Here is a 26,262-nt window from a genome sequence, read left to right as displayed (position 1 = left end):
GATCAACGCTGGCGTTTGGGAGTGCGGCTCGCCCGTCCGCCGACCTGCCACTATTCCCCTCCGCCGCCTCGGCGCTGCAGCCTCAGCATAACGCACATCTTTTCTCGGATTTAGGACTAGGGTAATACGGCCGTAGCTCACTGGGAGGTGCGACTTCTTAGAAAAAACCCTGCGTCGCGGAGCGACGCCCTCAAAGAGAGGCGCTACGCGCATCGGTTTTTCGGTCAGCGACTAGGAAGTCGCCGCTCCCAGTGGCGCCATCCCCTTCGACGTCTAAACGTGGGTAATGCCGAGGCGGCAGCGCCGGTGGCACTACGGGCCGGTGGCGGTCTCTCAACTCTCAACTCTCAACTCTCAACTCTCAACTCTCAACTTCCCCCTCCCCCCTCCCCCCAGCCGGCGCTGCATGTCGCGGTTCAGCACCGCTACGCCCGCGGGCGTCGGCAATACCTTCTCGCTCGAATTGATCACCGCCGGACGACCGGCCAGCACCACCGGCTGCGCTTTCGCCGTCCGCGGCGCGCCGCCGACTCCCGCCGCGATGGCCCGCCGTTCGCGCTTGATCGCCGGCGCGAAGAGGCGGCGCCCTGCGGCGTAACCCGGCACCCGGCCACGCGCAAAATTCTTCGGCGGCGGCGTCCCCTCCACGGTGGCCATCGGACCATTCGGCCCGGCGAGCTGCTGCGTGGTCGTCCCGGCACTCGGGTCGTACTGTTTGTCGTAACTATTGAGCACATTCTGCGCGGATTGCATGTCACCCTTCCAGGTCGCCGCCTCGGCGCGATCGGCCGCCGTCGGCTGGCTCCTCGCCTGCGGCGTGAAGGCGGAAGCCTCCGCCGGCGGATTGCCCGCATCGGACGATGGATCGTGCGGAGGGTGGAAGACATTCGGCATGGAATTGGCGCGCCGCATGTTATCCGCGAGATCGATCTGGTCGCCGCCGCCCTCGGTCGCATAACCGAAAGCGTAGTTAGGGATGAAGCCTCCGCGGGCATCGTTCGGCACGTCCGCGGCAGCCATGTCGCTCGCCGGCGCGGAATCGTCCTCGGGCGTCTCGTTCGAGGCCTCATTCCCGGCATTCAAGCCCTGCAATGCATCGTCGTTGTTCAGAGAGTTGACCTTCTGCTGAATGACCTCACTCGGCGACGTCGGTGCGGGCGGACCCTCCAAAGTGCTGGTGCTCGGCATGTGTTGGTTGGCCGCCTTGGCATCCAAGTCCGGGGCGTTGCTCGCCGTAGCCAACGGCGCGCCCGACACCTTGTTATCCTGCATCTGGTGGTAGTTATCCAAGCCGGGAGTCGGCGAGCTACCGGTCAGGGAGCCGGGCGACGTTGGCGCCGAATTTGGCGTCGTGGCCGTGGGAGCAAACATCGCCGGCTGTGCGCTGGCGGGTGTGGCCGGTGACGCGGGTTTCGGGGCCGCGTTGACGTTATTCGCTACCGCGGATGCCGGCGTGCCGCGCTCGCGGGCGGCGGATAGAGCCCGCGCCTTATTCGAAATGGCCCCCGGCTTAACCGAGGCAGTGCGCTCCTGCGCTCCGACATCGCCCGTCGAGGTGCCGCCTTCGCGGGCCAAAGATTGAGCCCGCGCCTGAGCCGAAATGACGCCGGGATCCGTGGTGGTATTGCGTTCATTCTGGGCGACGTCCGATTCGTTATTTCCGTAGCGCAGGTAATCGCCCACGTCTTTGGCATTCTGATCCGTGATCCCGATGGAACGCAAAGTCCTTTCCGCCGCATCTCCCGACCGCAGGTCGAGATGCTTCAACCCCGTCATGGCGTCGCCGCCCACGGTTCCCACATTGAACGGGCCGGCGTCCGCCTGGGCTTGAGCGGCCGTCTGCTGCGCCGCTTGGGAGGCCGCGGTTTGCGCGGGCGTCGGCGTGGCCGAGCCCTTGGCAATGGATTTCATGAGATTGCCCGCATTGGCAATGGCCGCTTCCTCGCCATACGGCTGGCCAGTCAGTGGATTGGTCGATTTCGCGTAATTGACAATCGCCGCATTCTCCGGTGTCCCTTTCTGGAATACCTCGGGATGACTGGCAAAAAGATTTTGCCGTGCCGCTAAAGCATCCCCTTGCACGCCGTATGCGTTCCCATTGGCGTCCCGCAGAAGCGTGCCCGTCGGGGCGTACTTCGACACCATGATCGGACCGTATTCACCCGAAGTGGCCCGGTCGTAAGCCGCCTGCTTTTGATTCTCGGCGCGGGCGCTGGGGTCGAATCGGACGCCGCCCTTGCCGTAATCCGTGGCGGTGTTAGTCGGGCTCGTCGGCTGAACGCCGGAAGCTTTGTCGAGCAGCCCCTGCACGAGCGAGCCGTTGACGTCCGCCGGTGCGTTCCTCACCGTGCCATTGAAAGACGGGGCCGGCGCGCTGGAGTTCGCCGGCGCCGAGGTGCGTGACGCCGGCGGTTGCGCGCCCGCCGCCCTGTCGAGCAAGCGCTCGACGTTGGACCCGCTCTTGATCGAGCCAACTCGGAACAACGACGGCAGCATGCCAGCGTCTGCCGGTGCGGACGATGCCGGAGCCGTGGACGGCGTGGACGGCGTGGGCGCCTTCGCCGGCGGCGTCTGCGACTTCGCCTGCCCCTGCGACTTCCGCGGGAACTCTTTTGTGAACCCGCTCCAGTCATGCGGCGCGGTCATCGCCAAATCTCGGGCACCTGGCGGCGGCGCATCCGGCGCGTCCGGCGGAGCGGACGCGTCCGGCGCCGGTGCGGGGACGAACGCCTTGGGACGTGCGCTACCGTCCGCCATTTGCGGGAAGTTTTTTTCGAATCCATCCCAGTCATGCGCCGCGCTCAGGGCCAGATCCGGGACCACCGTCGGCGCGTGGCCATCGATGCGATAGTTAGCCGGGCCGTAGTAAGCGGAATAACCCGCCGGCGGATAACCGGCGGCCGCTCTGCGCTGGCCCTGAGGAGTGTAGTAACGTTTGGAACCCATGGGATTTTCGGTTGATTAGTTGGGATTGGCTTTGGCGAGAAATTCGGTGTGTTTGGCTTCCGCGAGACCGCGGATGACCCGGGCGATGTGCTTGCGCTGGCAGGCGATGTCGCGCCGGGCGGTGGGCGTCTCGAGGTCATTGAGAATCTTGTCCTCCGCCTCGATCAACGGCTCCACGAACTCCTGGAGGAACCAGATGAAGTCGTCATTGGTCTTCAGCCGATAAAGACGGCCGGCGGTGTTGGCATGCTTGGTGTATTCCAGCCGGGCATCCTCGGCCGCCTGCGTCTCCACGATGATCCGCTGGGCCTGCTGGGCCTGCATGAGAAGGGCATCGGCGTCGGGCATAAGTCAGGGTGGGTCAGATAACTTCAGAACCGGTCAGTCGAAAAACGAGAAGCCGAGATAAGACGCGGAAGCAGTACTGGTGGATCGCGATCTCCGAGCGCGATGGCTACCCCCCGCGCGCAGCGCCTCTCCGCTGTAGCGGCGGCCTGCGACCTGATCTTTATACACATCTTGGGCAATTCTGTTTTGGCGAAGGGATAGCGTCTCCCCCCACGGTGTCATCCTGAGCGGAGCGCTCGTGGGCCAGTGGGGAGCGCGCAGTCGAAGGCCCCCGCCGCTGACGTGCGATTCTCGCTGGTTCTTCGGTTGCGTTTGCCACGCCGTTCCAGAGACGTCTCGCTGGTTGTTCGACCGGGTTTGCCCCACAGTCCCATAGGCGTCTCGCGGACTCGGCTTTCGACTGCGTGCCCCGCCGCCTGGCCTCCGGGGCACTCCGCTCAGAATGACCGCGGGGAGAGAGCGGCCTCGCAAGGCAGCCGCGACCGGATATCCTATAGCATCGCTTTCGAAAAAGTACATAACCTGGCTCTACGCCGCGGCGGAAGGGTTTGGCAGGACCTGCGGTGATGTCATCGGTGTCATCGGTGCCATCGACGTTGATTGCTGCGCGCCTTGCTGCGCCGACTGCTGCGACTGCCCCGACTGCCCTCCCCCCTGCCCCCGCTGCGGATCCGCCTGAATCCCAATCTGCTGCAACGCCTGAGCCTGCTCACTCGGCAAAAGGTCCGCCAGCTTGATCCCAATGCTCTCTCCGAGATGCGGATTCGGCGGCGGCGGCCGCTGTTGCCCTTCGGCCTGAATCTCTTCATCCGACGGCTCGACGAGAATGTCATCCGCATCCTGCACATCGAGACTGCGCAGCATCGCGATGAACGCGAAGCGCACCTGCTTCTGCATACTCGGACGCATCGCGTCGTACTGCTGGATCATCGCCACCGCCTGCTGATTATTCGCCAGCGACTCACTGCTCCGCGCCTTGGTCAGCAACAGCCGCACCTGCCGCGGCAGATCGCGAATCTCATCGCGATTCAACCCGGCGAGCAACTGCCCGCCCGGCGAAAACCGCAGCGTCTCCAGGTCCGCGTTTTCCAAAATCAAATCGATCGCCAGCTCACACAGCCCGGTCAGATCCTCGGCCATCATGTTCTCCGTCGCGCGCTGCAAAGTATTCCCCGTGCGCTCCACATTGCGCGTCGCCGTCGCCGTCGCGTCCTTGGCAATCTGCGCGCCTTCATCCTGCAACTGCCCGATGTCCGCGATACCAAACTCGATCTGCCCCGTCTGGATGATCTTCTGGATCATCTCCCATTCCAGTTGGTTTTGATCGTGCAAATTCTCCCGCCAGATCACCGGGTTGCTGGGCCCCAGCGGCCGATCGTTCAGCTCGCTTTTCACCCGGTAAATCTCCGTCCCGCCCATGCGAAACTCCTGCGCATCCTGGGCCTCGATGAAGGCGTCCACCTTCATGAAATCCGCGCTGGCGTTCTTCGTCGTCTTCAGCTTCGCGCGGTTGAACCAGTAATCCACCGCCAGATTGCGCTCGTGGAATTTCTGATAAATCCCCACGCCATAAGCCCGCGACGGCACACTCTCCAGCCCGCGCAGGATGCGGAACGGCGGACTCTTCATCCGCATGTTACCCAGATACTCCGCATGCAGCGGCACCTGCCGCGCGTAATCGAGCACCAGGAAAAGCCACGTCTCGTTGGCATCATCCGGATGGAGCCGCACCCGGTAATAACATTCGTGCACATTGCACTTGCGGCGAATCGAGCTGCCCTGCGTGTTATAATACTCGCCGTGCTCGCGCTTCGGCATGCTCGCCCCGCTCTTCGGCGAATCCTCCTCCGGCGCCGGAAAATTCAGCCCCGCCTTCAGCGGCGCATATTTCTCCGCCGGATCGCTGGAATGCCCGTAGGCCGCCAGCACCCGATCGAGCTCATCGTCGTAGACGTGGACCTGCAGCGGGCTGTCCATCAGCTTCGGCTGCTTGATGTCATACAAAAAATCCTCCACCTGCAGCCCCGCGCCCACCAGGCAATCCTGAATCGTGTCCGTCCCGATCAACCCCGGCACCGTCTGAAAAACCGGTTTGCTATCCGGCCCTAACATCGTCGCCGGATCAAAGACAAACGCCGGCTCCTTCTTCAACCGCGCCTGCACATACTGCCCCTCCGGCACCGGATCGCCCGGCGCATAAAGCGCCTGAAACTCGCCGGTATTCGTCGCCGCGAGACAAAGCACGATATCATCGTGCTGAAAAATGAAATCCCCCTTCGGCGTCCGCAACGGCTCCGCCGCCGCCCGCGCCGCCGCATTAGCGGCCCCCATCGCCTCCGCATCCATCCCCGCCAGCAAAGCAACCGGATCGAACCCACCAGGCGTCGTACTGCCGTTACCCATCCCGCCACCATCGGCCATCGCACTACCATCGGAAGTCGCATTGCCATCAGGCGTCGCGCCACCATCGGAAGCCGCACTGCCATCAGTGATCGCACCGCCATCCGCCATCGCGCCACCATCGGAAGTCGATCTCCCATCTCCCATCTCCGATCTCCGCGCCCCGCTCTCCACATACACCGCCACCGGCCGCAACTCCGGCCGCTGCGCCTTCTGCGTCACCCAGGTCAGCTTGATCACCGAATCATTCTCCGTCAAAGCCACCCGGATCGCCTCGCGCACCACCCCGCGGATGTTACTCCGGGTTAGTTCCTCCTGCAGCTTCTCCTCCACCTCACGGCTCAACGCCGCCTCGCCCTTGTTACTGATATCCGTCGGCATCGCCGCCACAAACGGATCCGTCCCCACGAGATTATCCGCATGCCCCGCCGCGCGCGTGGCCACAAACCGCGCCGGCACCCCCAGCGAAAGATTCCCCCCCGGCGCATCAAACACCCCGCCATAACCCGTCAGATAGCGATGCGCAAACCGCCCCGCATACTCACTGCGGGCAATCCGCCGCCACCACGCCCAAGACCCCCAGCGCGGCTCCGGATTCCCATACTCCAGCCCCATCTCCGTCCGATACTCGCCGATGAGCACACACACATCGCGGGTGATCTCCAGCAACCGCCGCGGATCAATCCCCAGCGCCTCCTCCGCAAAAGCATCGGAATCTTCCGGGCGCGCACCGTCCCCACCCTGCAGCGGAGTCCCCGCATAAGGATCAGGATCAGACGCCGCCGGCACAGCCGGATTAGGAGAAGCAGACTCACCAATAGTCAACATACCCCGCGCCGTTGCTCCCTGCCGCGCGAGGGTCAAGACATTTTCTGCTGATCCTTTCCTTAATCCTTAATCCTTAATCCTTGATCCTTAATCCTTAATCCTCCCTCGTTACCTGATGGGATTAAGATTAAGATTAAGATTAAGATTAAGAATCAGACGTTTTGTCCTCGAGTCCAAACTCGATTTTGGCACGAGAGAAACCGCCCTCCCCGCGTGTCATTCTGAGCGGAGTGGAGGGAGTGTAACGACCGGAACGCAGTCGAAGAACCCGGGCGAACAACCAGCGAGGCGCCTATGGGACTGCGGGGCAAACCCGGACGAACAACCAGCGATGATCTTTGGTAAAGCGGCGGGGTTTGCCCCCAGTCCCATAGGCGTCTCGCAAGCTCGGCTTTCGACTCCGTGCCCCTGTACCAGCGCTCTATGAACTGATCGTTACCCACGTCTTTCCGGACGCGTCCGAGTCGTTGCTGCAAAGAGGCAGGTGTCCCGGAGGGACAAAGGAATTTAGCCGGGGGTAAAGCGAGCTTGCGAGCGACACCCCCGGAACACGCCCCCAACACGAATGCGCCCCGGAGGTGGCGCGGGAACGCTTCGCTCGTGGGAGATTCCTCCGCCCCTCCAGGGCGGGTCCGTGGAGGGACGCAGTTCCGGTGGCCACGCCTGTTCGCCTGAAGCTCACAGGCTTGCGCACCGGCTAAATTCCAATGTCCCTCCGGGACAGTCTGCCGCTTCGCCAACTCAACCCGATCGACGCCACTGAGATGCAGGTAAAGATCCCTCTCGTTCCCAAACTCGAGCGGAGCGAGAGGTCAAACGCAGTCTGCCCGCAGGGTGGCGACGGCAGTCGCCCGTCCGGCCCGGACCACCAACAATGAGCGAAGCTTCGCTAACTTTGGGAACGAGAGAGAAATGCTCTAACGCTCCGGCGCGCGAAGGTCGCAACGCCTCACCGCGGTACCCGCGCTCTATGAACTGATTGTTACCCACGTCTTTCCGGACGCGTCCGAGTCATTGCGGTGAAGAGGCAAGCTGTCCCGGAGGGACAAAGGAATTTAGCCGGGGGTACAGCGAGCTTGCGAGCGACACCCCCGGAACACGCCCCCACACGGATGCGCCCCGGAGGCGGCGCGGGAACCCTTCGCTCGCGGGAGATTCCTCCGCCCCTCCAGGGCGGGTCCGTGGAGGGACGCAGTTCCGGTGGCCACGCCTGTTCGCCTGAAGCTCACAGGCTTGCGCACCGGCTAAATTCCGTTGTCCCTCCGGGACAGTCTGCCGCTTCGCCAACTCAACTCGATCGACGCCACTGAGATGCAGGTAAAGATCCCTCTCGTTCCCAAACTCGAGCGGAGCGAGAGAAACGAGAGAGCTGCGTCCATGACCGCTGTCGGGTGATATCATTTTTTCCCAAGGCCAAACCTCTTCACGTAACTACCCTCCCCCCACCCACGCCGACCCTCTCCGCCTTCTCCCCCAGCCGCCTCCTCTTCCGGTACGCCCGCATCCGGGCGTTGTAGGCTTCGCGGTGTTCTTGTTGCCAGCGGATGGAGCGGCGGGACGCCCGGGTCCGGGCGCGGTTCTTTCGTTTGCGCTCTTCGATGTTGTTTTTCTTCGGCAGTGCGCTGCTCTCCAGATGGCCGTTCAGCCACGCGTCGAGTTGCCGCGCCTGGGCTTTCGTCGGCAGGTCAAATTCGCTCACGCGGATGGGTTTGCGGCCGGTCAGGGTTTCGTGTTTCGTGGGTCTCATGCGATCGGTGGATTAAGGTCGGGTCACGGGTGGGGTGCGCGGGCTGGGTCTAAGCATTGCCCACATCTTTTTTGTCGATTTTTAGGGACCGCGAGGAATTCGACGGTGACCACTGGGAGGGGCGACTTTCTAGAAAAGACCCTGCGTCGCGGAGCGACGCCCTCAAGACGGCGCTTCGCGCGCTTGTTCGGTCGGCGACTGGAAAGTCGCCGCTCCCAGGAGCTCCATCTGTGTCGATGCGCAAATACCGTGCAAAGATGTGGGTCATGCCTAAGGCTGGGCGGAGCTCACTCGAGCGGGGGTAAGCTGCCGTCGGCGTTTTTCAGGCTCAGCAGGTCGAACTGGAAGCGCCATACCTTGAGGCTGATTTGGCCGCGGAGATATAAGTCATCCAGCCAGGCTTGTTGCTCGGCCCGGCTGTGCAGGATAAAGTGCCCGGGCGCCGGCGCCGCCGCAGTGGAGTCCGGAGGTTGATGTTTCCATTCGTCGCCTTCGAGGATTTCGCTCATTTCTTCCGAGCCTTTGGTTTTTCTTTCACGCGTTTCGCCGCCGCCTCGCAGACGCAGTCCGTGCAGATATGGGCATTCGACATTTCGTCCTCGGAAAGCTTCCATTCTCTCGCCGTATTCATATCGAACTGCACCGGTAGTAGGCTAACTAGAAACTCAATTTGCAGCCTCTTGTATGGACTCCGAGTCACGACCTTGACCGGCTGCATGTCGTCTTCCGTGACAGGCTTTGCGCAGATATCGCAAGTTACGGTTACTGTTTTCATATTTTAGCAATTCAGCCCGAAGGCGCGTTTGATTCTCAGGAAAGCATCCGCCTCGGCGAACCAGCGCGCGGGGGATAGGAACCGCAGGGCGTGCAACCACTTCGGCTGGTGGTGGGTGCGCGGCCTCTTCCGACGCCGCGATCAGTGACCCGATGTCCGTGCCGAGCGCGACGTCCTGGCTCAGGACGATGACTCCCTGCTGCCACGCGTAGAAACAATCCGCCTCGCCGGGCTTGGGAGCACGGACCAGCACCTTGGCGCCGCTGGCTTTGGCGATGTCCAGACCGCAGATCGGCGACGCCTCAGGGCGAGGTGATCGCGGCACGGCAGGCACTCGTGGAGGCCGGTTTGGCATAGCTTACTCCCAGCCTCCTCCATGGTTATCGGCGGCGCCGATGAATGGACGCACCGTCGCCGGCCGCGGCGCCGGCAGCCTCATGAATTTCCTCCAACACATGCCGCCCCTCGGCGCGGACGGGATTTTCTGGACTTATCGCTCGACCAACGGTGGCCCCGACGAGCTGCCCTCGGATCGCATTCAAAAGCTCGTGAAGAAACATCAAGGCTGGCTCGTACCGGTGTATGGTTTCGATGAATTGATGGCACAATTTGCCGAGCTTTTCGGCGTGAGCAATCTGTCCGACGAGCTCCAACGCAGTGCCAAGGAAACGTGCGAGAGATACAAAAAGGCCAGCCGCGAGTTGATTTACCGCTTTGCGATTGAACTGGCTGCGAAGGCCACGGGCACGGAAAAGGAACGGCTCTATCGAGCGGCGATCTATCATGCCGAACAATCCGACATGAAAGAGGAGTGGGGATACTGGGAGATCCGGGCCATTGCCGCACGCAATCCTGACGATCAGGAAAAAGCTTACCTGGAAGGACTGAGCAAACTTCCCGAGAGTGCTCCGTTGCTCGGCAATTACGCGATATTCCTGGATACTGTCGTTCAGAAACATGACGAAGCGGAAAAGTTCTACAAACGCGCCATCGGCGCCGCCCCCAAGAATGCCATTCACCTCGGCAACTACGCCAACTTCCTGACCGATGTTCGCCAGAAGCATGACGAAGCCGAGGAGTTCTACAAACGTGCCATCACAGCCGATCCGAATCACGCCAACAATCTCGGCAACTACGCCGAATTCCTCGAAGAGGTCCGGAACAAGCTCGATGAGGCGGAGGAACTCTATCGACGGTCCGTGGAGGCCGACCCACTCTATCCAAGGCATCTTTGTAACTACGCCGCGCTCCTGGCGAGGAAGCCCGCCAACAAGCCCAAGGCCCTAGAACTCGTGGAAGCCGCCTTGCGCATCTCGCCAGACGACCGTCTGGCAAAGGATCTGGCCGAAGCCCTGAAAGCGAAAGCCGCCCCTAACACCGCCAACGGTAACAAACCCGCCGCCCGCCGCCGCTCCAAGAAATCCGCGCGCCGAAAGAAAGAAACCGGTCGTTAGAGCATCTTAAAATGAAACTGTAGTCGCGACTAATTTAAACGCAGAAGACGCGGAGAACGCGGAGGGCCGCAGAGGAAGAGCCTGCCATCCCTCCTCTCCTCTCTCAAAATTCTCTGCGCCCTCTGCGTTAGATTCGGGCCGTTCCTGCAATAGATAGACCGCCCTCAATTCACGACGAAGCTGGTATCTATATTAACCGGCTCCGCAAATCACGCATTGATGCGAGCCAGCGATAATTCCGCCGTTTTGAAAAGCGAACCGTTCGCTACAACAAAAGCTGTTTTCGCGAGCTGCCCATATGTGCTCACAAGCCAAGTATCGGAATGCGACGACTGGAACTCAGCAACGATTAGCGATCGCCAAAAAGCATTGGCGCAACTCGCTCTAACAGCTTGGCCGATTTGATAATTTGATGGTCCGATCAACTTTGGGATGGAGGCTTGAGCGGTGAGTCTCCAATGATCGGTTTAGGGTCTAAACCACGACGGACGCACTCAAAATAAATCGCGTCCCAGAGATGGCGTCGCAATATTTCGCATTCGGTCTCCTGCCACGCCGAAGCCAGATCCATCGGCGTGGCGGATTCATCAATTTGAACATTGATCTTCGGCCCCTCGCTCCTTGGAACTATCACGATGTCGATCATGCTTCGCTATAGGAACATCCCGTCACCTCAGAGGCAACTTTGATATATTCCTCGTCGATATCGAAACCGATGAACCGGGATACGATATCCTCGCATTCGATCGCAGCGAGGGCGGAATGGCCAATGCCAAGGAACGGGTCCAGCACCGTGCAATCTTTGTGCCCGTGAAACCCTACGAGCCGCTCCTCCTCGGCAGCGCCTCGTTGTTAGTCATGTGGCTCCTCCTGCTCTGGATGTACCGCCGCAAACTTTTCCTGCGGATCTGAATGATGGGAGCATAATAGGCGCGTACTTTTTCCTCCAACGCTTCTGTTTCGTCTCCGTTGACGAACACCCCATCAATGATGACGTGCGGAGCATTGATTGGTCCAATTGGCAGGCGAAGCTCAACGGGCAACCCCGGTGAAAGTGATTTGTATTCAGCTTTCCATTTTCCTATTAATGCCCGGATCATTTGCAAGGCAGTATCCAAATCGAGTGGAATGGCGTCGGAATAATCCACCGGGTATTCTCCGGTTGAGGAGTTGATTCGCACTGGTTTTCCGCCAATCCTAAGGCGGCAGTCATGAGTTATGTTTATGAGCATGCGGCAAAATTTACCGCGCCAAGGAACGCTGGCCAGTTAGTTTTACTTACAATAGTAGCGGGATTAGGATTTTTGGGCACGCACTTGAGAGCGAAACTCTGTTTCGCACGGAGGGAGTGTCCGCGGGCGGGATCCCTCGAAAGCCAAACCCGCAGACGCCCCCTCCACGCCCGATGGAATTGGGCCCGCAAGGGCGTGCCCAAATGGAGTTTGGGCACGAGAGATTGGAAATCCGACCTACGCCTCCGCCCGAAAGGCCATTGCACACATAAAGGTAAGGATGCGAATCATCCTGCGACCCGTTGGGGGCGCTTGTAACCCTGTCAATACGATTACCTATGACTACTGCCGTCTGCATCCACTGCGGTTCCTTCAAATTCGGGGCGTTCAATCCCTGCGATCATTGTGGGTCCGTGCCTGTCACGGAGGAAGATTACGCTCTGTCCTTTGCTCTAACCGAGCACTTCAACAGCGAGGAGGAACTGCAGAAAATCGGCGAGCAGATTGCCAGCGGTATAAGGCTTCGGATCGGCCCCGATTCGCTGCCGCCGGATATGCAGGAAATCGCACGAGATGCCAAAGCGGCTTGCGAAAAGATGGCAGCATTTGTCAAGAAAAAACGCAGGAAGTGTTAGTCAACGGCAGCCTTGGCCAATCGCGCTGCCCATGCTGGGCCCACAAGGGCGTGCCCAAATGGAGTTTTTGGCACGAGAGAGAGGTCGGATACCGAAAGAAACTGCCCAGTCTTCGCCGAGTCGATCGAACCGCCCACGCCCTAAGCATTACCCACATCTCAAAAAGACTACGGATGGAGCCCGCGAATCACGCAGATAACGCGAATGAGGAGGATTTTATTCGCGTGATTTGCGTGATTCGCAGGCCCTTCTTCTCTCCGCGGGATCTTCAAAAAGATGTGGGTAATGGTTAGGCCCACGCCACGCCTACACCCCGACCGCGACCATCGGATGAACCTCGCGAGCAATCTTCGCGAGCAGCGGCTTCGCGTTGCGCAAGTCGCATTCCATTTGCAAGTTCAGCCAGAAGCGCGGTGACTGGCCAAAGTAACGGCCGAGGCGGAGCGAAGTGTTGAGCGTAATCGCCCGCTTGCCATGGATGATTTCATTCACCCGGCGTGGCGCCACCCCTAAAGCGCGGGCGAGCGCGTTCTGCGTCAGCCCCATCGGCTTCATGTACTCTTGGAGGAGAATTTCTCCCGGCGTTACTTTGAGAAGCTTGGCACTCATAGCGATGTTTTTGGTCAATGGTAATCGACGATTTCGACCTCGTGCGCCTGTCCGTCTTTCCAGACAAAACAGATGCGCCATTGGTCATTGATGCGGATGCTGTGTTGGCCCGCCCGTCCACCTTTGAGGGCTTCGAGGCGGTTGCCCGGTGGCACCCGCAGGTCACTCAAGACTTCTGACGCCGAGAGTTGTAGGAGCTTACGGACGGCAACACGCTGAATATCGGCGGGGAAACGCCGGGAGCCTTTGCCGTTCCAGATCCTCTCCGTCTCTTTGTCGCGGAAATCCTGAATCACTCCCCCATCCTATAACGCGCCGCGTTATAGTGCAACCCCTCCCTGTGGATAACCGGTTTCCAGTATTTTAAATAGTTTACAAATACGAAACAGCGATCCCGGAACGCGGAGCAGGCGCCTGTCCCCTTGTCCCCTTGTCCGCTCTTCTTCCCTCTCTGCAGTGCTAACCATGAAAATGTCCGCACGACGCGTAGAATTTTTGGCCCGCGAATCACGCAAATAACACGAATGAGGGCAGATCATTCGCGTCATTCGGGTGATTCGCGGGTCACTTTCCCTTCCCTGTCTTTTCGAATGTTCGTGGCTCCCCTTTTGGTTGCGGCTCCGCCGCGCTGTGTCTCTGCGTTTTAAAAAATTTTCCTCCCTGCTTTGCGGTGCGGCACCCGCGCGCTACCAGACCACCTTCATTTCCCGCTTCCGTTCTTGATCCAGCAGCATCTTTTCCGCGTCGTGGCCGCCCGGCTGAATCGCCACGTAATCCAATGCTTCTTTCACGGAGGCAAACTCCCATTCGGCGGCTCCTCCCCGGCGGCGCAGAACAAACCGTGGACCCTGCAATATCTCGATCTCGAACGTTTCACGTTTCATAGAGGCTCCTCCTCTCCCTGATTCGGACGCCACGCGTTCGGCGCATTCAAAAAAATCAATCCGCTTTCAGCCCAGATCGGCGCGTCCCAGGCGCGCCGCAGGCCTTGCCCCTACTGTCGGTCCAACCATTTCCGGGCGATGTCCTCATCTCGGAACACCGCAAATCTGTCCGCACCTTCGACCTGCGTGGCAAACCTGCGCACCATCCCGTAGGAAAGGTCTTCGTCGGTGACGAAAGCCCAGCGGATCGGGCGGAGCTCATCCGCCCTTTTCGCCAGGTCGCCGAGCTCGTCGCCGGAGGTTTCCCACCAGACCGCGTCAAAGAGCACCAGCGCTCCCGTCGCGCGCGGATATTCCGGATGCGCCTTGATCGCCTCCCAGCAGGCGAGAATCTCCGGTTTGCTCAAACCTCCCTGAACTTGGATGAGGAGAATCAGCCCCTCGTTTCCGATCGAATAGTGCATGCGCGTACTCCGTCTTTTTCTTCCTCCTTCCGCCGGAAGCCGACCCAGCGGCGACGGGCGAGGAGCAGGAACCGCCTCGTCATGAATCCGCCGACTCTGCCGGTGGCGGCGTAATCGTATTCGCGGACTCTGCCGGTGGAGGGGTAATCCTGGAACTCCGCTCCACGATCCCTTTGAGCTTCTCTTCGACGTCTTGAATGTCGCCCGTTTGAATCAGCGTGCGCTTCACGAGTGCACCGATCTCCTCTTGAATGTTTTTGATCTCCTCTTTGGGCGTTTCCGGCATGCGCGGGAATCGCCTGAACAGCCGGGATTGGATGTATAAATAATGGTTTCCCCGACAGATTAGTCCCGAGAGGGTGTCCCGAAAGCCGGACAAAAGGAGTTTTTGACCACGGAATGAAGAGAAGGATGAAGGCGGAGGGATGAAGGATGAAGTGAAATGCGCTCCGCGGCTTTGGATGTGGCGTCCTCTTTTCGGGTGACGCCTTTCTTCATCCTTCATCCTTCATCCTTCATCCTTCTGCCTTTTTTGCCCTCGTGCCCGAACTCTATTTGGGCACGCACTTGGGAGCGAAACTCTGTTTTGCACGGAGGGAGTGTCTGCTGGCGGGATTCCCCAAAAGACGCCGTAAGAGGCAAAGTCAACCCGGCGAAACTGCGGTGAAGCGGAAGGTTGTCCCTGAGGGACAAAGGAATTTAGCCTACTCGCCCAGCCGATTCAACAGCCGGAACCCCAGCACCTCGCGCAATGCGCCTATCTCCAGATTGCTCGTGATGATCGTCGGCCGCCGATGATCGTAGCGATCCGCCAGCACCTGATACAGCATCGGCTCCTCGTCCCGTCCGCCGCCCGACAGCCCAAACTCATCGAGCACCAGCATCTCACAATCCTGCCAGCGCGTGATCAGCTCCTGCGTCCGGCCCGCATCATAACTCGCGCGCAGATCCATCAGCATGTCCGGATGCTTGAGGAAAATCCCCGAGCCATTCCACTTCAGCGCCGCTGTCGCCAGGTAACCTTTGCCCGCCCCGCTCCGGCCAAGGAGCAGCAGGAAATTGCCGCATCCACTCTCGCCCGACCTTCGTATATATCCCGCTCACCTCCCCCTCCTCCAGCTCGCCCACGTACACGTCACAATCTCCCCGTGCTCCGTGATCCGCGACAACGCCGAGTCGCCGATCGATTCACGGAAAGCCGGCGCCGTCTCGTTCGAGATCAGCAGCGTGTCCAGGCGGTTCGAGTAGCGGCGATCCAGAATGTCCGTCAGCACCCGCATCTTCAGCCGCTGATTTTCGCCTCCTTTCGCGGATCAGCACGCCAGAATCGCGCAAACGCCTCCGCCTCGACCGCGCGCGCGTCAGCGCCCGTTCCATTCAGTTCCATTCAGTTCCATTCCATTCCATTCAGTTCCATTCCATTCCGTTCCATTCCTTCTTTCCTTCTTCGTCACCTGGCTGACAGCCGGGTGACGGCTGGCTGTCACCCGCCTGATAGTCCGATGCCATCTCCTCCATCCAGCCCACTTCCAAAAGCACCGGGATCGTCTTCTCGAACCTTCCAGACCGCCCATCGCCCACCGCGTTGCCAGCTCCATTGCCCACCGAGTAGTCCACCCATCCCGAGCCGCTCCGATATGCGACGCCCCATCCCTTTGCTTAACCCCGGAACAGCTCTGACCCTCACTACTCCGACCAATCCGATTCGAATTCTGTCCAATCCTGTCCAATCCCCGCCCTTTTCGTCCGAAGGGAAGCTGTTGGCGGCTGAGGAATCGAACCTCGACCGGGTTATTGCCGGCCCTCCGCAGAATTACACTGCTGCCGCCAATGATGTATCGGCTCCGCAATAGTGATCGGTCTTGGCTCAGGATGGCGGGCGCACTGCGACGATGTGCAGCTTCTTCTCTCCCGCCGGCGCCTGAAATTGCACGACGTCGCCGATCTTCCGGCCAACGATCGCCTGGGCGAGCGGCGAGAGCCAGCTGATCCAGCCTGCTTCCAAATCGACTTCATCCACGCCGACGATTCGATACTCGTCTTCCACGCCACCGGCATCGCGGATGGTGACAAACATGCCGAACCGCACTTCATCGCCGCGGCTTTCGGAAATCGCGATCACTTCTGCATCCGCCAACCTTTGCGAGAGGGCTTGCATGCGCGAGGTCACGCGGCGCAATTCGTCACGGCTGATTTCTCCTTCGCCGGTTTCTTCCAATTGCGCTTTCTGATCCGCGAGCACGGCCAGTTCCTTCTGCAGCCGTTCCGCGCCATCCACGGTCATGCGATTGCGAGCGCCACTCGGCAAGGTCGAAGCCCTCGACAGGGCGGCTTCTTCGCCGGAATCATCGCTTTCGCGGGTGAAGGCTTTGCTCATTTTCTCAAGGTGGATAAAGGCAGGACGGGACGCAGTATCGAACCGAACACGTGCCGCTGCACAGGAAATGTGCGAAGTAACTTGGTGAACCGCATCTTTCTTCTTTCTCCGGCGAAAGCCATGGGGGTTCGCGCGCAGTGGCTCGTCCGGCCGCAGGCCCATTTTGAACTCGCGCTCCGGGTGCAAATCGGCGACGCGAGCCTCGGCGAAGTCTTCGCCTTTTGCAGTGGTTTGTATTTCCGAGGCAAGCTTGCTTACGCCACGCGATTCGCGCGCGTTCCAAGTCTTCTCAGCGGCGCGCAGGTCATCACGCCCAGTCGCGGCTTGGTTCCCGCCGAGACGCGGATCGGCCTGAAAGAGCTGCTGGAATTTTCCACGGTGCCAGTGGATGCCGCCGAACCGCGCTTCACCGCGCCACTGCAAGCCACCGCCGGTGCGTTACCGCTGAGCGAACCATTTGAAGTGGTGATTTTGGGTAGCATCGCGACCGGAAAGTACGTCGAAACACTGTTACCCGTCTTCGGTGAGCGCTTGTTCTTTCCCGCCGATTTTGTGGGGCGGGGCGACATGAGCCGGGGCGCGCTCATGCTCAGTTGCGCAGCGAGTGGCGAGGAACTCCGCTATGTGCCGGTGAATGGCACGATTCGCAAAGGACGGCGCGCTCCGAAAGTCTCGTCGATGGCAGCTTCGCGACTTCGCTAACTCCGCTTTTCGTTGGCATGTTTCATGCCTCCAAAGACGTTCCGCGGGACGAACATTTTGTGGCCTCCGGGTGAAACTAACCTACCTTTGTATATGAAAAGCATACTTCGCTCACTTTTCGTGGTCGCCGTGGCTATGTTCGGTCTCTCCGTCCTCGCGTCGTTCGCCAATGACGTCGATGTGAGCCGTGCCGACAAATCCTTTCTCCAGAAGGCGTATCAAGACAGCCTCGCGGAAATCGACGCCGCGCGACTCGGACTCAAAAGCGCCAATGCCGACGTGAAGACGTTCGCCGATCGCGTGGCCGCGGACCTCGCCAAGGCCAATGCGGAACTGAAGACGCTGGCTGGCACCAAACAAGTCACGCTTTCCGAGAATCCGTCGCTCATCGCGGAAGCGAAATCGACACCCTTGGGGGTAAAATCCGACGAAAGTTTCGATAAGGCTTTTGCGCAGACCATGATCGACAACCAGAAGAGAGCGATCGATGCCTTCGAAAAAGCGGCGAGTGAGGGGAAAGACCCGGATGTGAAAGCGTTTGCCGCCAAAATCCTCCCGACCCTGAAAGTGCATCTCTCCATGGCCGAGGAACTCCAAAGTAGGATTGGCAAGTAATCGCCGCCTCGATCGATTCGGAAAGCCAGGAGGTAAAGCTGTTCCGACTATCCAGCATCAGAATACGTCACTAATTTAAACGATACGTAGACGTATTTTCTGAAACTGAATAATTTTTCACACGAGATACAGACGCCGTTAATGGGAATGGTGTAGTCTGGCGCGATGTCCGTTGGTCCCAATTCCCATTCCGTTTTCCGCGATGCCCGTCCTCGCGTCTCTCGCACCATCGCGCGCTGGGTGGATTTCGTCTCCTGGAAATCCGCATTGGGAAGAGGGCTCACCAACGGCCAACCGTCCCTCGGCACGGAAATCTTCGCGTGAACAGCTCCGCCGGTTCCGCCGTGGGGCTCGTTGCTTGGTTTCGCCGACATCCAGTGGTTGCGGACGCAATTCGCTGGGCCATTCCCGCGCTTTTGGTGGGTGGCATCCTGCGCATCCTCTTTGTCAGCTACATGCCGTACGCCCTGTGGGGGGCGGACTCGCGGTCCTTTTTTGTATTCACCCACAAGCTGTTTCTGAACCACTCGTTCAGCCTCGGCGACAAGCGGCGCTATCTCTACCCGCTCCTCATGGCGCCGATGGCAGCACTGCCAGGCGGTGTCCTGCGCTGGTTGCCGATTTTCCAGCACCTCCTGGGATGGGTCACGCTGGTGCCTCTGGCCTATGTGATTCGAAAATCCTTCGTCCGCTGGCAGCTGTGGATCATCCCGATCACCATCCTCTACGCCGGCCTGCCCGAGGTGCTCTGGTGCGAGCACGAACTCCTCGCCGATAACGTCTTCTTCGCCCTGTTCCTGTGGACATTTGCCGGCTGGACGGCGTGGATCACCCAAAAGGACCCGACCCGGTCGCGGCGCGTATTTTGGTTTTTCTTCGTGGCGTTCGCGCTGTTTATTCTTACCAAGCCATCGGGGCGTTTTGTGTGGCCGGGGCTCGCCATCGGAACGCTGATGACGCAAGCCTGGCGCAATTTCGGCTGGCGCCAAATCACCGCCATCGTCCTGCTGATGGGGGTATCCCTGACCGTCGGCTCGAAGCGTCAGGGTTCCCAACTCTTCTATACTTCTGTTTTTCCGCTGACTCGTCTCGATACGCCGCTGCACGCCGACTACAAGGCCGAGATCCGCGATTCGGTGGAGCATTACCGGAACAACCTGGAATACTTTCACGCCATGCAGGATGGGGACCTCTTCTACTTTCTGCGGGATCCGGGCGAGCAGGATGCACGGCCCCTTTGGAAGGCCTTGGGGAAGGACGACAATTTGAAGGTCAAAATCTACATGGATCTCGCGCTGGAAGGCATCAAAGCGCGGCCCGATTTGGTCTTCTATCTCGGCCTGCAGCGCGTCGTCTTCGATGCCAATCTCTCGGCTTACGGGCTTTCCCATTTTGCGGACGGCGGCTACGTGGATCGCTCCGCCCTGTATTACAACGAGGCCGTGAAGGATGAAAAAAGCCCGCTGCGCCTGGCTTTCGGTCTGCCGCCTCACGGTCCGCTTCCGCCTTACAGCGAGTTCGCCCACCACCTGGAACCGGCGCCAGGATCCTGGGCCGCACGGACGGTGCAGACCTGGGTCGCAAGCTACGGGACGAAATTCGATTACTTCCGCTACCCCAAAGTCCCCAAGAATGAGAGCAAACTCTCTCTCGTCCGGCCGACTTTCCTGGGCATCTGGATGCTTCTGGCCATGGGCTGCGCGTTCCTGCCGCGCTACCGCAACACGCTCGGAATCTGGGTCATCATTTCCGTGCTGCAAGTTTTCGCGGTCTATTCCGTTTCGCTGGTCAATGTCCACTATTTCGCCGTCGTCTGGCCGGTCCTTTTCGTGACCATGGCGATCCCTCTCGATGCCCTGTTGGCCAGATTCATTCGTAAATGACATTGGTAATGACTGACAAACCCACCACGAATACCGGAATCAAAGCCGACTCCGGGCCACGCAAAGCCTCGCACATTCTGGTAGCGTGCTTGTGTCTCATCTACCTGGCCCTGAACATCTCCGTGCTCATTCACACGTCGCGTCATCCGGACCTCGTGACCAAAATGGAGTCCAAGGATTCGCGGCAATATATCGAAATCGCGCAGGAGTTTGCCCGTGGTGATTTCCGCATGTCGTACGTCCAGACCATGCCTCACCGGCAGCCGCTCTATCCGCTGCTGCTCGCGCCGGCGGTGAAATTCTGGGGTGACAACCCGATCGCTCTGGGCTCGGTGAATCTCCTCGTGGGGCTGGCGCTGTTGATCTGCTTTTACTACGGCGTGCGACGACTCTTCCAAAGCGATACCGTCGCGGCCATCGGCAGCCTGCTCTTCATCGGCAATCCATTCATGGTGGATAAGATCGCCCGCCGCCTGATGACGGAGCCTTCGCACGCCCTCGTGCTCGTCATCCTGATTCTGCTCTTCCTCGGCTATGTGCGCACGGGGAGGCCGCTCTATCTCCTGGGCATCGCCGCTGCCGCCGGCCTGGACTACCTCAGCCGGACCAATGGTCTTTTCGGCGCCGCGGCCACGCTGGGCGTTTTGTTCGTCTACGATCTTTGGCGTCTCGCCAAACCACGTGAAAACGACACGCGCACCCGTTTCGCCCGCACACGATCCGTCTTCCTCACCTATCTCGGTGCGGCATTCGTGCTCATGATCGTGACGATTCCCACGTGGCTGCCCCGCTATCAATACTTCCACAACCCCGTCCATCACGGGTATCTCTCGAATTTCATGTGGGTGGACAGCTACGAGGAGGGCCACACCGGGCAGATCCAGAGCGAATTTACGTGGAAGGATTACGCCAAAAGTCACAGCGTCGGCGATTTCTTCCATCGTTGGGCGGAAGGATTCTACCGGGTCTACTATGATATCCCGCGCCACGCGGAGCATATCCGGGTGCTCTATTTCCTCTCGCTCCTGGGCATCGTCATCGCCTTTGCCAAACGGCGATGGGAATTTTGCGTCCTGGCGGCGTGTCTCTTCATCCAGTTGCTCCCGATCGTCTGGACGAGTATCACCACTCCCGGCCCACGAGTTGCTTACGGAACCTTGTTGCCGTTCGAACTGTTCTTCGCGACAGTCGGCGTCAGTTTCGTCCTCACCCTCCTGGCGCGGTACGCTCGTCGTGTCGCGCCCGCTCGCTTTCCAGACTCTCAATGACAGTTTCGCCTTCGACAGAAAATACTTCCAACCCACCCCGGGGAATGGTCGCCATCATCGGCGCCGGCCCCGCCGGATTGACCGCAGCTTATCTCCTCTCCCGCGCCGGCGTCCCCGTGACCGTGTTCGAAGGCGATCCGCAGTATGTCGGTGGCATCTCCAAGACGGCGACTTACAAGGACTACCACTTCGACATCGGGGGCCACCGCTTCTTCTCCAAATCCAAGGAAGTCGAAGATCTGTGGAGCGAAATCCTGCCCGACGACATGCTCGTCCGCCCGCGCTCCTCGCGCATCCTTTATAACGGCCAGTTCTTTTCCTATCCGCTCAAGGCGGCCGAGGCGCTCTTCAATCTGGGCATTTTTGAGTCCGTGCGTTGCGGCCTCTCCTACTTGTGGGCGCGGCTCTTTCCGGTAAAAAACCCGAAGAGCTTCGAGGATTGGGTGAGCAATCAGTTTGGCAAACGGCTCTTCCAGATTTTCTTCAAGACCTACACGGAAAAAGTGTGGGGCATGAGCTGCAAGGAGATCTCGGCGGATTGGGCCGCCCAGCGGATCAAGGGCCTCTCCCTGACAACCGCCGTGCTCAATGCCCTCCTGCCGAAACGCAAGCCCGGCAGCGGTGGCAAGACGGTGAAGACCTTGATCGAGTCCTTCCGTTATCCGCGACTGGGCCCCGGAATGATGTGGGAAGCCTGTGCGGAAAAGGTCAAAGCCGCGGGCGGCCAGGTCCTCATGGGACGCCGCGTGACCGAATGCGCTTTCGACGAGAGCAGCAAGGAGTGGACGGTAACGACGCAGGATCAAAATGGGCAGGTGCAGACCCTCCCGGCCCAGCACGTCATCTCCACCGCCCCGGTGCGGGAGCTGTGCTCGATGCTGAAACCCGCGCTGTCCGAAGAGTCCGTTCAAGCGGCGAATCAGCTCCGTTATCGCGATTTCATCACCGCGGTTCTCATCCTGCACGATCGCGACGCCTTCGCGGACAATTGGATCTACATCCACGATCCTTCCGTGCAGGTCGGGCGCATCCAGAATTTCAAGTCCTGGTCGCCGGAGATGGTTCCCGATCCGAAGATGACCTGCTACGGCCTCGAGTATTTTTGCTTCGAGCACACCGGCCTGTGGGAATTGACCGACGAGCAGCTCCAGGAACTCGCCAAAAGCGAGATCAGCAAACTCGGCCTCGCCCGCCAGGAAGATATCGTCGACGCCTGTGTCGTGCGGCAGCGCAAAGCCTATCCCGTTTACGATGACGCCTACGCCCGGCACCTGGCCACGATTCGCGAAGAGCTCACCCGCCGCTTCCCGACACTCCATCTCGTAGGCCGCAATGGCATGCACAAGTACAACAACCAGGATCATTCCATGATGACGGCGATGCTCTGTGCGCAAAACATCCTGGCCGGAGAAACGGTCTACGATCTCTGGCGGGTAAACGAAGACGCCGAATATCACGAAGCAGGCGAAAGCGGCAGCAGCAGTTCGGTCTCCGGACAGCGGCATGTGCCCAAAAAGATCGAGTCACCGGCCACGACAGCCCAGTGAGAGGCCTGACATAGCGGAAGGGCAGCGCTGAATACTGGATGACCCGACTCACCATGTCGGTTTTTCCGCTATTTTAACCACAGGCAGCGGGATGCCCTTGCAGTCGTGCTGGGTCTTTGGAAGAGACAACGGGTTTACCCCGTCTGGCGCTTCCGCCGGGCGAAAATCCCATGCCGCTGCCGCAGGCCATCTCTTCTGTGCGCAGGTCGCTTTATCGCGACCATGGTCCCGGCCCGTCTTCTCCCGGCAGTCTTCGCTGCGTCGCGCCATGACTGCGATCCCGCCGGAAAAGGACCGCCCGCCTTTCACGCTTCGTCGCTGTTTCTGGCTCTGCCTGCCCGCGCTGATCATCGGCGCGATCTTGCGCATCTCCTTCCTCGCCGCCGTTCCCGAGGGCTTTTACGGCAGCGACAGCAACTCCTACTTCGCCACGGCGCATGCGATCTACCTCGATCACCGCTTCGAGATGCCGGCAAAGCGCCGCTACGTTTACCCGCTCCTCCTGACCGCAGCGCCGCCGATCCCCTTTTGCAACACCGTCCAGGTCGTCGCCGCCGTCCAGCATCTCGCCGGTCTTTTCATCATCTTCGGCATCGGTTGGATCACAGGCCACCTCGTGCGTCGCCCCACGCTTTGGGTGCCGCTCGTCACTACTTTTGCGGCCATCTGGCCGCGCACAATTTACTACGAGCACGAGCTCATCTCCGAGACCCTCCTCCTCGGCGCCTTTATCGCCACCGTCGCCATCGCCATCCCACGCCAGGGGCTCGCCGGCGATCGCCGTCTCATTTGGTTCTGCATTCTGGCCCTGCTGATTGTTGCCATCAAACCCGCGGGCCGGCCCCTCTGGCTGGGGCTCATCCTTGCTGCCGCCATCGTCACCCGCCGTCCGTTGCACTGGCCGAAACTCTGCTACGCGACGCTTCCCCTGGTCATCCTCGTGGCCCTTACCTCGGGTAAGGATTCGCAAGGGCCCTGGCTCTTCCTGAGCTCAGCCCTGCCCTTGGTGAAAACCGAAGGCGAGCCCTACGCCAAAGAGCGCGCCCTCATTCGCCCGGCCATCGACTCCGCCCGGCACCGACCTGCCCAACTACGTCTTCAATCAAGGGCACTTCAAAAAGATGCTCATCAATGACGACGCGGACGGCCCCCTCGGTCCGGCTTACGCGAAGCTTCTTTCCAACCGCAAACGCTTCGCGCAAGTCGCCCAAACCCTGGCGCGGCAGGCGGTCCTCGCCCACCCCTTCCAATACTTCGGCATGGTCTGCAAAAAGATCATCGTCGCGGCCGCCGATCGGCACGCCGAGCAGCGCATCGACCCGGCGGAGTTCTGGTCCGACCAAAGCGAAGACGGCGAGATCCATTGGAGCCGGCGACCCAAGGAAATGCAGATGGTTTACGAGATGGATCGATCGGCCTTTGACACCCTTGTCGTCGAACGCGCCACCCACACCGTGTGGTATGCCAAATATTTGAAACCCTTCACCCGCGTCAATTGGCTCCAGGCCCATCGCGGTGAAATCGGACACCCTCCTCGCATTCACATCCAGACCATGGGCTGGCTCGCCTTGCTCGGCCTGATCTCTGCGCTCCTGCCGGGACGTTTCGCCCGCACGTCGTTCCTCTGGCTCCCGCTGTTGCTCTATCTTTTCATCGTTTACGCCATCGGCGACACCGTCACGCGTTACCTCGTCCCCATCGAGTGGATCCTCTTTATTTTTATGGGCTTCGGGTTGGACACGATCCTCGATGGCCTTGCTCTCGCCTGGCGCCGGATGCGTTTTTCCTCCGTCGGTGCGGCGCCTGCGCCGTCACCGGTAGAGGTCGTCTCCTAACATCGGAATACCTTTAAAACGCAGAGGTCGCAGCGCGGCGGAGCCGCAACCAAAGAGGAGCGACGAACACTCGAAAAGAGAGGGAAGGGAAAGTAGCCCGCGAAATCACGCGAATGACTCGAATGATCAGTTTTCATTCGTGTCATTCGCGTGATTCGCGGGCCAAAAATTCTACGCGCCGTGCGGACATTTTCAGGGTTGCGCGCTCGGTCCCAAGTTGCACTTGGGACCGCACTTTGGAGCGAACTCAAGCGGAGCGGAGAGGCCAACCGCAGGTTGCCCCGAAGGGGCAGCGACGGCGGTCGCTGGCAATTTCACTTCGCATGGCGGGGGTGTCGGCGGGGGCGCAAGAACAACCCGTCCGAAGACGATTCCTTCGCAGGCAGTACAACTGTCCCCCAGGTGCAAGTTGGGACCGAGCGCGCAAGAAGCGTATCGCTGGGAAAATTGTAGAATCCACCAGCCCTCAACACTTCTTCTCTGCGCCTCTGCGGCCTCTGCGTTTAAAAATTCTTTGGTTGCGGCTCCGCATTTAACCTCGACACGTTTTTTTGCGCGCTCGGTCCCAAGTTGCACTTGGGACCGCACTTTGGAGCGAAGTTTTACTTCGCATGGCGGGGGTGTCTGCGGGCGCGGGAAATGATGACCACCCGAAGACGCCCCTTTCGTGAACAGTGCAACTGCCTCAGGCAGACGCGATCCCAATTGCAACTTGGGACCGATCCGCAAAATTTCCGCAAGCTGCGGACACTTTTCAGGTTAGGGTAGTGTCCTAATTTGAAATTGTTCCACAAATGGAGATGGAGCCGGTGGGCTTTGAACCCACACGCACGGAAACGGGCACAGAGACGGCTGTATACTGGCGCGCGCCAGTATACAGTGACTCAACATGGACCTTCGAATGTAAGCGTCCGCTGGCGCTAACCATTACCCACATCTTTTTTGAAGGTCCCGCGGAGAGAAGAAGTGCCTGCGAATCACGCAAATCACGCGAATAAAATCCTCCTCATTCGCGTTATCTGCGTGATTCGCGGGCTCCATCCGCAGTCTTTTTGAGATGTGGGTAATGCTTAGCCGCTGGCGCACCTATTGACCGGGCTCTGGTAGATTCGGATTTCGCTCGTCACGGAAATGACTTTGCTCTCGTGCTCGAGTCCCGCTTTCGGTACTGGGAAAACTTTGGAAGCGAGAAAATATGAAATTCGAAACCGCTGAAGAGGTCGCAATCGTTTTATTGCGAACATTTAAGGAATTGGACCAATTGGCCACAACAATCAGAGCAGGGACTAGTGAAGAGGAGTTTGCCGACTATGGCCGCGCGGTGGCCCACGCCATCGGCAATTTGGACTATCAAATTCTGGCAAAGATTTACCGGGAACATCCGGGGCTCGAGAAGCGCGACACCGGACTTCACCCGCCGGAGATGAATGCCAACTGATATGGACCTGAAGAATTTGGGCATTTGGTCTTAGGCGGTGCTGTCCCCGAAGGGGCTCCTGGGAACGACAGAGATGCGCTTCGGGATGCAGTCAGCCGCCTATCAGACGTAATCGAGCAGGCAAAAGACCCGGCCTTTGATGCGCCCAAGAAATACACCGCGTTTCTTCTGCAAAGTTCGCGTCAAACGGACAACATCAAGCCGCGCGAAGGTCGATTTAATACCCTCTACGGAGAGGCGTTCGGATAGGAACAAAATTGTTCCACAGCTAAATT

The 26,262-nt window shown here is 59.7% G+C and carries 26 protein-coding genes; 11 read left to right on the top strand and 15 right to left on the bottom strand.

What is annotated here, in order from left to right:
* Window positions 1-354 precede the first annotated feature (354 nt).
* The 5 genes from CFE428DRAFT_RS20385 to CFE428DRAFT_RS20365 all read right to left on the bottom strand — a co-directional run bounded on the left by CFE428DRAFT_RS20385 (window position 355) and on the right by CFE428DRAFT_RS20365 (window position 8,778).
* Window positions 355-2,946: a hypothetical protein gene (locus CFE428DRAFT_RS20385; protein WP_006981530.1), complete on the bottom strand. Its 2,592-nt coding sequence runs from the start codon at window positions 2,944-2,946 to the stop codon at window positions 355-357.
* A gap of 15 nt (window positions 2,947-2,961) precedes the next feature.
* The gene (locus tag CFE428DRAFT_RS20380) at window positions 2,962-3,294 is read right to left on the bottom strand and encodes a hypothetical protein (protein ID WP_006981529.1); all 333 of its coding nucleotides are present in this window, start codon (window positions 3,292-3,294) and stop codon (window positions 2,962-2,964) included.
* 528 nt (window positions 3,295-3,822) lie between these two features.
* Window positions 3,823-6,483: a hypothetical protein gene (locus CFE428DRAFT_RS20375; protein ID WP_042725412.1), complete on the bottom strand. Its 2,661-nt coding sequence runs from the start codon at window positions 6,481-6,483 to the stop codon at window positions 3,823-3,825.
* Between the two features lie 1,462 nt (window positions 6,484-7,945).
* Window positions 7,946-8,269, bottom strand: a complete 324-nt coding sequence (locus tag CFE428DRAFT_RS20370; protein WP_006981526.1) for a hypothetical protein — start codon at window positions 8,267-8,269, stop codon at window positions 7,946-7,948.
* Between the two features lie 287 nt (window positions 8,270-8,556).
* Window positions 8,557-8,778 (bottom strand): hypothetical protein, encoded by a 222-nt coding sequence (locus CFE428DRAFT_RS20365; protein ID WP_006981525.1) that lies wholly within the window; start codon window positions 8,776-8,778, stop codon window positions 8,557-8,559.
* 661 nt (window positions 8,779-9,439) lie between these two features.
* On the opposite strand from CFE428DRAFT_RS20365, the gene CFE428DRAFT_RS20355 reads away from it, so the two are divergent.
* Window positions 9,440-10,498: a tetratricopeptide repeat protein gene (locus tag CFE428DRAFT_RS20355; RefSeq protein WP_006981523.1), complete on the top strand. Its 1,059-nt coding sequence runs from the start codon at window positions 9,440-9,442 to the stop codon at window positions 10,496-10,498.
* A 219-nt stretch (window positions 10,499-10,717) separates the two neighbouring features.
* Complete coding sequence (locus tag CFE428DRAFT_RS41240; protein WP_083805257.1) at window positions 10,718-10,903, top strand: GmrSD restriction endonuclease domain-containing protein; 186 nt, start codon at window positions 10,718-10,720, stop codon at window positions 10,901-10,903.
* 16 nt (window positions 10,904-10,919) lie between these two features.
* Here the strand turns inward: CFE428DRAFT_RS41240 and CFE428DRAFT_RS37610 are convergent, their stop codons facing one another.
* The 3 genes from CFE428DRAFT_RS37610 to CFE428DRAFT_RS37600 are packed head-to-tail and all read right to left on the bottom strand — an operon-like array spanning window position 10,920 to window position 11,646.
* Window positions 10,920-11,144, bottom strand: a complete 225-nt coding sequence (locus tag CFE428DRAFT_RS37610; protein ID WP_131989512.1) for a hypothetical protein — start codon at window positions 11,142-11,144, stop codon at window positions 10,920-10,922.
* Window positions 11,141-11,290 (bottom strand): hypothetical protein, encoded by a 150-nt coding sequence (locus CFE428DRAFT_RS37605; protein WP_131989513.1) that lies wholly within the window; start codon window positions 11,288-11,290, stop codon window positions 11,141-11,143. Before CFE428DRAFT_RS37605 ends, CFE428DRAFT_RS37610 begins: the two co-directional genes overlap by 4 nt.
* A gap of 26 nt (window positions 11,291-11,316) precedes the next feature.
* Window positions 11,317-11,646 (bottom strand): hypothetical protein, encoded by a 330-nt coding sequence (locus tag CFE428DRAFT_RS37600; RefSeq protein ID WP_157447583.1) that lies wholly within the window; start codon window positions 11,644-11,646, stop codon window positions 11,317-11,319.
* A 422-nt stretch (window positions 11,647-12,068) separates the two neighbouring features.
* On the opposite strand from CFE428DRAFT_RS37600, the gene CFE428DRAFT_RS20345 reads away from it, so the two are divergent.
* On the top strand, window positions 12,069-12,365 hold the full coding sequence (locus CFE428DRAFT_RS20345) for a hypothetical protein (protein ID WP_006981521.1): 297 nt from the start codon (window positions 12,069-12,071) through the stop codon (window positions 12,363-12,365).
* 306 nt (window positions 12,366-12,671) lie between these two features.
* On the opposite strand, the gene CFE428DRAFT_RS20340 is transcribed toward CFE428DRAFT_RS20345, so the two are convergent.
* The 7 genes from CFE428DRAFT_RS20340 to CFE428DRAFT_RS20305 all read right to left on the bottom strand — a co-directional run bounded on the left by CFE428DRAFT_RS20340 (window position 12,672) and on the right by CFE428DRAFT_RS20305 (window position 16,699).
* The gene (locus CFE428DRAFT_RS20340) at window positions 12,672-12,974 is read right to left on the bottom strand and encodes a HigA family addiction module antitoxin (protein WP_006981520.1); all 303 of its coding nucleotides are present in this window, start codon (window positions 12,972-12,974) and stop codon (window positions 12,672-12,674) included.
* 14 nt (window positions 12,975-12,988) lie between these two features.
* Entirely contained in the window at window positions 12,989-13,270 is a 282-nt protein-coding gene (locus tag CFE428DRAFT_RS20335; protein ID WP_006981519.1) for a type II toxin-antitoxin system RelE/ParE family toxin, read from the bottom strand.
* 390 nt (window positions 13,271-13,660) lie between these two features.
* The gene (locus tag CFE428DRAFT_RS20330; protein ID WP_006981518.1) at window positions 13,661-13,858 is read right to left on the bottom strand and encodes a hypothetical protein; all 198 of its coding nucleotides are present in this window, start codon (window positions 13,856-13,858) and stop codon (window positions 13,661-13,663) included.
* Window positions 13,859-13,968: 110 nt separating this feature from the next.
* Window positions 13,969-14,322 (bottom strand): hypothetical protein, encoded by a 354-nt coding sequence (locus tag CFE428DRAFT_RS20325; RefSeq protein WP_006981517.1) that lies wholly within the window; start codon window positions 14,320-14,322, stop codon window positions 13,969-13,971.
* 79 nt (window positions 14,323-14,401) lie between these two features.
* Window positions 14,402-14,827, bottom strand: a complete 426-nt coding sequence (locus tag CFE428DRAFT_RS39965) for a hypothetical protein (RefSeq protein WP_237705531.1) — start codon at window positions 14,825-14,827, stop codon at window positions 14,402-14,404.
* A gap of 199 nt (window positions 14,828-15,026) precedes the next feature.
* A complete protein-coding gene (locus CFE428DRAFT_RS20315) occupies window positions 15,027-15,374 on the bottom strand; it encodes an ATP-binding protein (protein WP_272941129.1) in 348 nt (115 codons plus the stop codon).
* An 815-nt stretch (window positions 15,375-16,189) separates the two neighbouring features.
* Window positions 16,190-16,699, bottom strand: coding sequence for a GreA/GreB family elongation factor (locus CFE428DRAFT_RS20305; RefSeq protein WP_006981513.1), 510 nt, complete (start codon window positions 16,697-16,699; stop codon window positions 16,190-16,192).
* Window positions 16,700-16,819: 120 nt separating this feature from the next.
* Between CFE428DRAFT_RS20305 and CFE428DRAFT_RS20300 the strand changes: the two genes are divergently transcribed.
* The 8 genes from CFE428DRAFT_RS20300 (at window position 16,820) to CFE428DRAFT_RS20265 (ending at window position 25,987) form a co-directional block, all read left to right on the top strand.
* Window positions 16,820-17,401, top strand: coding sequence for a hypothetical protein (locus CFE428DRAFT_RS20300; RefSeq protein ID WP_006981512.1), 582 nt, complete (start codon window positions 16,820-16,822; stop codon window positions 17,399-17,401).
* Window positions 17,402-17,494: 93 nt separating this feature from the next.
* Complete coding sequence (locus tag CFE428DRAFT_RS20295) at window positions 17,495-18,016, top strand: DUF4142 domain-containing protein (RefSeq protein WP_157447582.1); 522 nt, start codon at window positions 17,495-17,497, stop codon at window positions 18,014-18,016.
* Between the two features lie 320 nt (window positions 18,017-18,336).
* Window positions 18,337-19,899: a hypothetical protein gene (locus tag CFE428DRAFT_RS20290; RefSeq protein WP_131989514.1), complete on the top strand. Its 1,563-nt coding sequence runs from the start codon at window positions 18,337-18,339 to the stop codon at window positions 19,897-19,899.
* 8 nt (window positions 19,900-19,907) lie between these two features.
* Window positions 19,908-21,167: a glycosyltransferase family 39 protein gene (locus CFE428DRAFT_RS20285; protein WP_042725407.1), complete on the top strand. Its 1,260-nt coding sequence runs from the start codon at window positions 19,908-19,910 to the stop codon at window positions 21,165-21,167.
* Between the two features lie 44 nt (window positions 21,168-21,211).
* Window positions 21,212-22,714 (top strand): NAD(P)/FAD-dependent oxidoreductase, encoded by a 1,503-nt coding sequence (locus CFE428DRAFT_RS20280; protein WP_006981507.1) that lies wholly within the window; start codon window positions 21,212-21,214, stop codon window positions 22,712-22,714.
* Between the two features lie 268 nt (window positions 22,715-22,982).
* A complete protein-coding gene (locus CFE428DRAFT_RS20275) occupies window positions 22,983-23,849 on the top strand; it encodes a hypothetical protein (RefSeq protein WP_006981506.1) in 867 nt (288 codons plus the stop codon).
* Window positions 23,836-24,549, top strand: a complete 714-nt coding sequence (locus CFE428DRAFT_RS20270; protein ID WP_006981505.1) for a hypothetical protein — start codon at window positions 23,836-23,838, stop codon at window positions 24,547-24,549. Before CFE428DRAFT_RS20275 ends, CFE428DRAFT_RS20270 begins: the two co-directional genes overlap by 14 nt.
* 1,195 nt (window positions 24,550-25,744) lie before the next feature.
* Window positions 25,745-25,987 (top strand): hypothetical protein, encoded by a 243-nt coding sequence (locus CFE428DRAFT_RS20265; RefSeq protein WP_006981504.1) that lies wholly within the window; start codon window positions 25,745-25,747, stop codon window positions 25,985-25,987.
* The last annotated feature ends 275 nt before the right edge of the window (window positions 25,988-26,262 follow it).

Origin of the sequence: Chthoniobacter flavus Ellin428 (assembly GCF_000173075.1) — a bacterium.
Classification (GTDB): Bacteria; Verrucomicrobiota; Verrucomicrobiia; order Chthoniobacterales; family Chthoniobacteraceae; genus Chthoniobacter; species Chthoniobacter flavus.
Note: the sequence above shows the minus strand (reverse complement) of the source record. Positions and strands in the feature narration are given on the sequence as shown.

What these genes read in the sequence shown, in the direction of transcription:
- CFE428DRAFT_RS20385 (WP_006981530.1), bottom strand. Translation starts at nt 2,946, where the DNA reads ATGGGTTCCAAACGTTACTACACTCCTCAGGGCCAGCGCAGAGCGGCC.
- CFE428DRAFT_RS20380 (WP_006981529.1), bottom strand. Translation starts at nt 3,294, where the DNA reads ATGCCCGACGCCGATGCCCTTCTCATGCAGGCCCAGCAGGCCCAGCGG.
- CFE428DRAFT_RS20370 (WP_006981526.1), bottom strand. Translation starts at nt 8,269, where the DNA reads ATGAGACCCACGAAACACGAAACCCTGACCGGCCGCAAACCCATCCGC.
- CFE428DRAFT_RS20365 (WP_006981525.1), bottom strand. Translation starts at nt 8,778, where the DNA reads ATGAGCGAAATCCTCGAAGGCGACGAATGGAAACATCAACCTCCGGAC.
- CFE428DRAFT_RS20355 (WP_006981523.1), top strand. Translation starts at nt 9,440, where the DNA reads ATGAATGGACGCACCGTCGCCGGCCGCGGCGCCGGCAGCCTCATGAAT.
- CFE428DRAFT_RS41240 (WP_083805257.1), top strand. Translation starts at nt 10,718, where the DNA reads ATGCGAGCCAGCGATAATTCCGCCGTTTTGAAAAGCGAACCGTTCGCT.
- CFE428DRAFT_RS37610 (WP_131989512.1), bottom strand. Translation starts at nt 11,144, where the DNA reads ATGATCGACATCGTGATAGTTCCAAGGAGCGAGGGGCCGAAGATCAAT.
- CFE428DRAFT_RS20345 (WP_006981521.1), top strand. Translation starts at nt 12,069, where the DNA reads ATGACTACTGCCGTCTGCATCCACTGCGGTTCCTTCAAATTCGGGGCG.
- CFE428DRAFT_RS20340 (WP_006981520.1), bottom strand. Translation starts at nt 12,974, where the DNA reads ATGAGTGCCAAGCTTCTCAAAGTAACGCCGGGAGAAATTCTCCTCCAA.
- CFE428DRAFT_RS20330 (WP_006981518.1), bottom strand. Translation starts at nt 13,858, where the DNA reads ATGAAACGTGAAACGTTCGAGATCGAGATATTGCAGGGTCCACGGTTT.
- CFE428DRAFT_RS20325 (WP_006981517.1), bottom strand. Translation starts at nt 14,322, where the DNA reads ATGCACTATTCGATCGGAAACGAGGGGCTGATTCTCCTCATCCAAGTT.
- CFE428DRAFT_RS39965 (WP_237705531.1), bottom strand. Translation starts at nt 14,827, where the DNA reads ATGAAGGATGAAGAAAGGCGTCACCCGAAAAGAGGACGCCACATCCAA.
- CFE428DRAFT_RS20305 (WP_006981513.1), bottom strand. Translation starts at nt 16,699, where the DNA reads ATGAGCAAAGCCTTCACCCGCGAAAGCGATGATTCCGGCGAAGAAGCC.
- CFE428DRAFT_RS20300 (WP_006981512.1), top strand. Translation starts at nt 16,820, where the DNA reads ATGGGGGTTCGCGCGCAGTGGCTCGTCCGGCCGCAGGCCCATTTTGAA.
- CFE428DRAFT_RS20295 (WP_157447582.1), top strand. Translation starts at nt 17,495, where the DNA reads ATGAAAAGCATACTTCGCTCACTTTTCGTGGTCGCCGTGGCTATGTTC.
- CFE428DRAFT_RS20285 (WP_042725407.1), top strand. Translation starts at nt 19,908, where the DNA reads ATGACTGACAAACCCACCACGAATACCGGAATCAAAGCCGACTCCGGG.
- CFE428DRAFT_RS20280 (WP_006981507.1), top strand. Translation starts at nt 21,212, where the DNA reads ATGGTCGCCATCATCGGCGCCGGCCCCGCCGGATTGACCGCAGCTTAT.
- CFE428DRAFT_RS20275 (WP_006981506.1), top strand. Translation starts at nt 22,983, where the DNA reads ATGACTGCGATCCCGCCGGAAAAGGACCGCCCGCCTTTCACGCTTCGT.
- CFE428DRAFT_RS20270 (WP_006981505.1), top strand. Translation starts at nt 23,836, where the DNA reads ATGCTCATCAATGACGACGCGGACGGCCCCCTCGGTCCGGCTTACGCG.
- CFE428DRAFT_RS20265 (WP_006981504.1), top strand. Translation starts at nt 25,745, where the DNA reads ATGAAATTCGAAACCGCTGAAGAGGTCGCAATCGTTTTATTGCGAACA.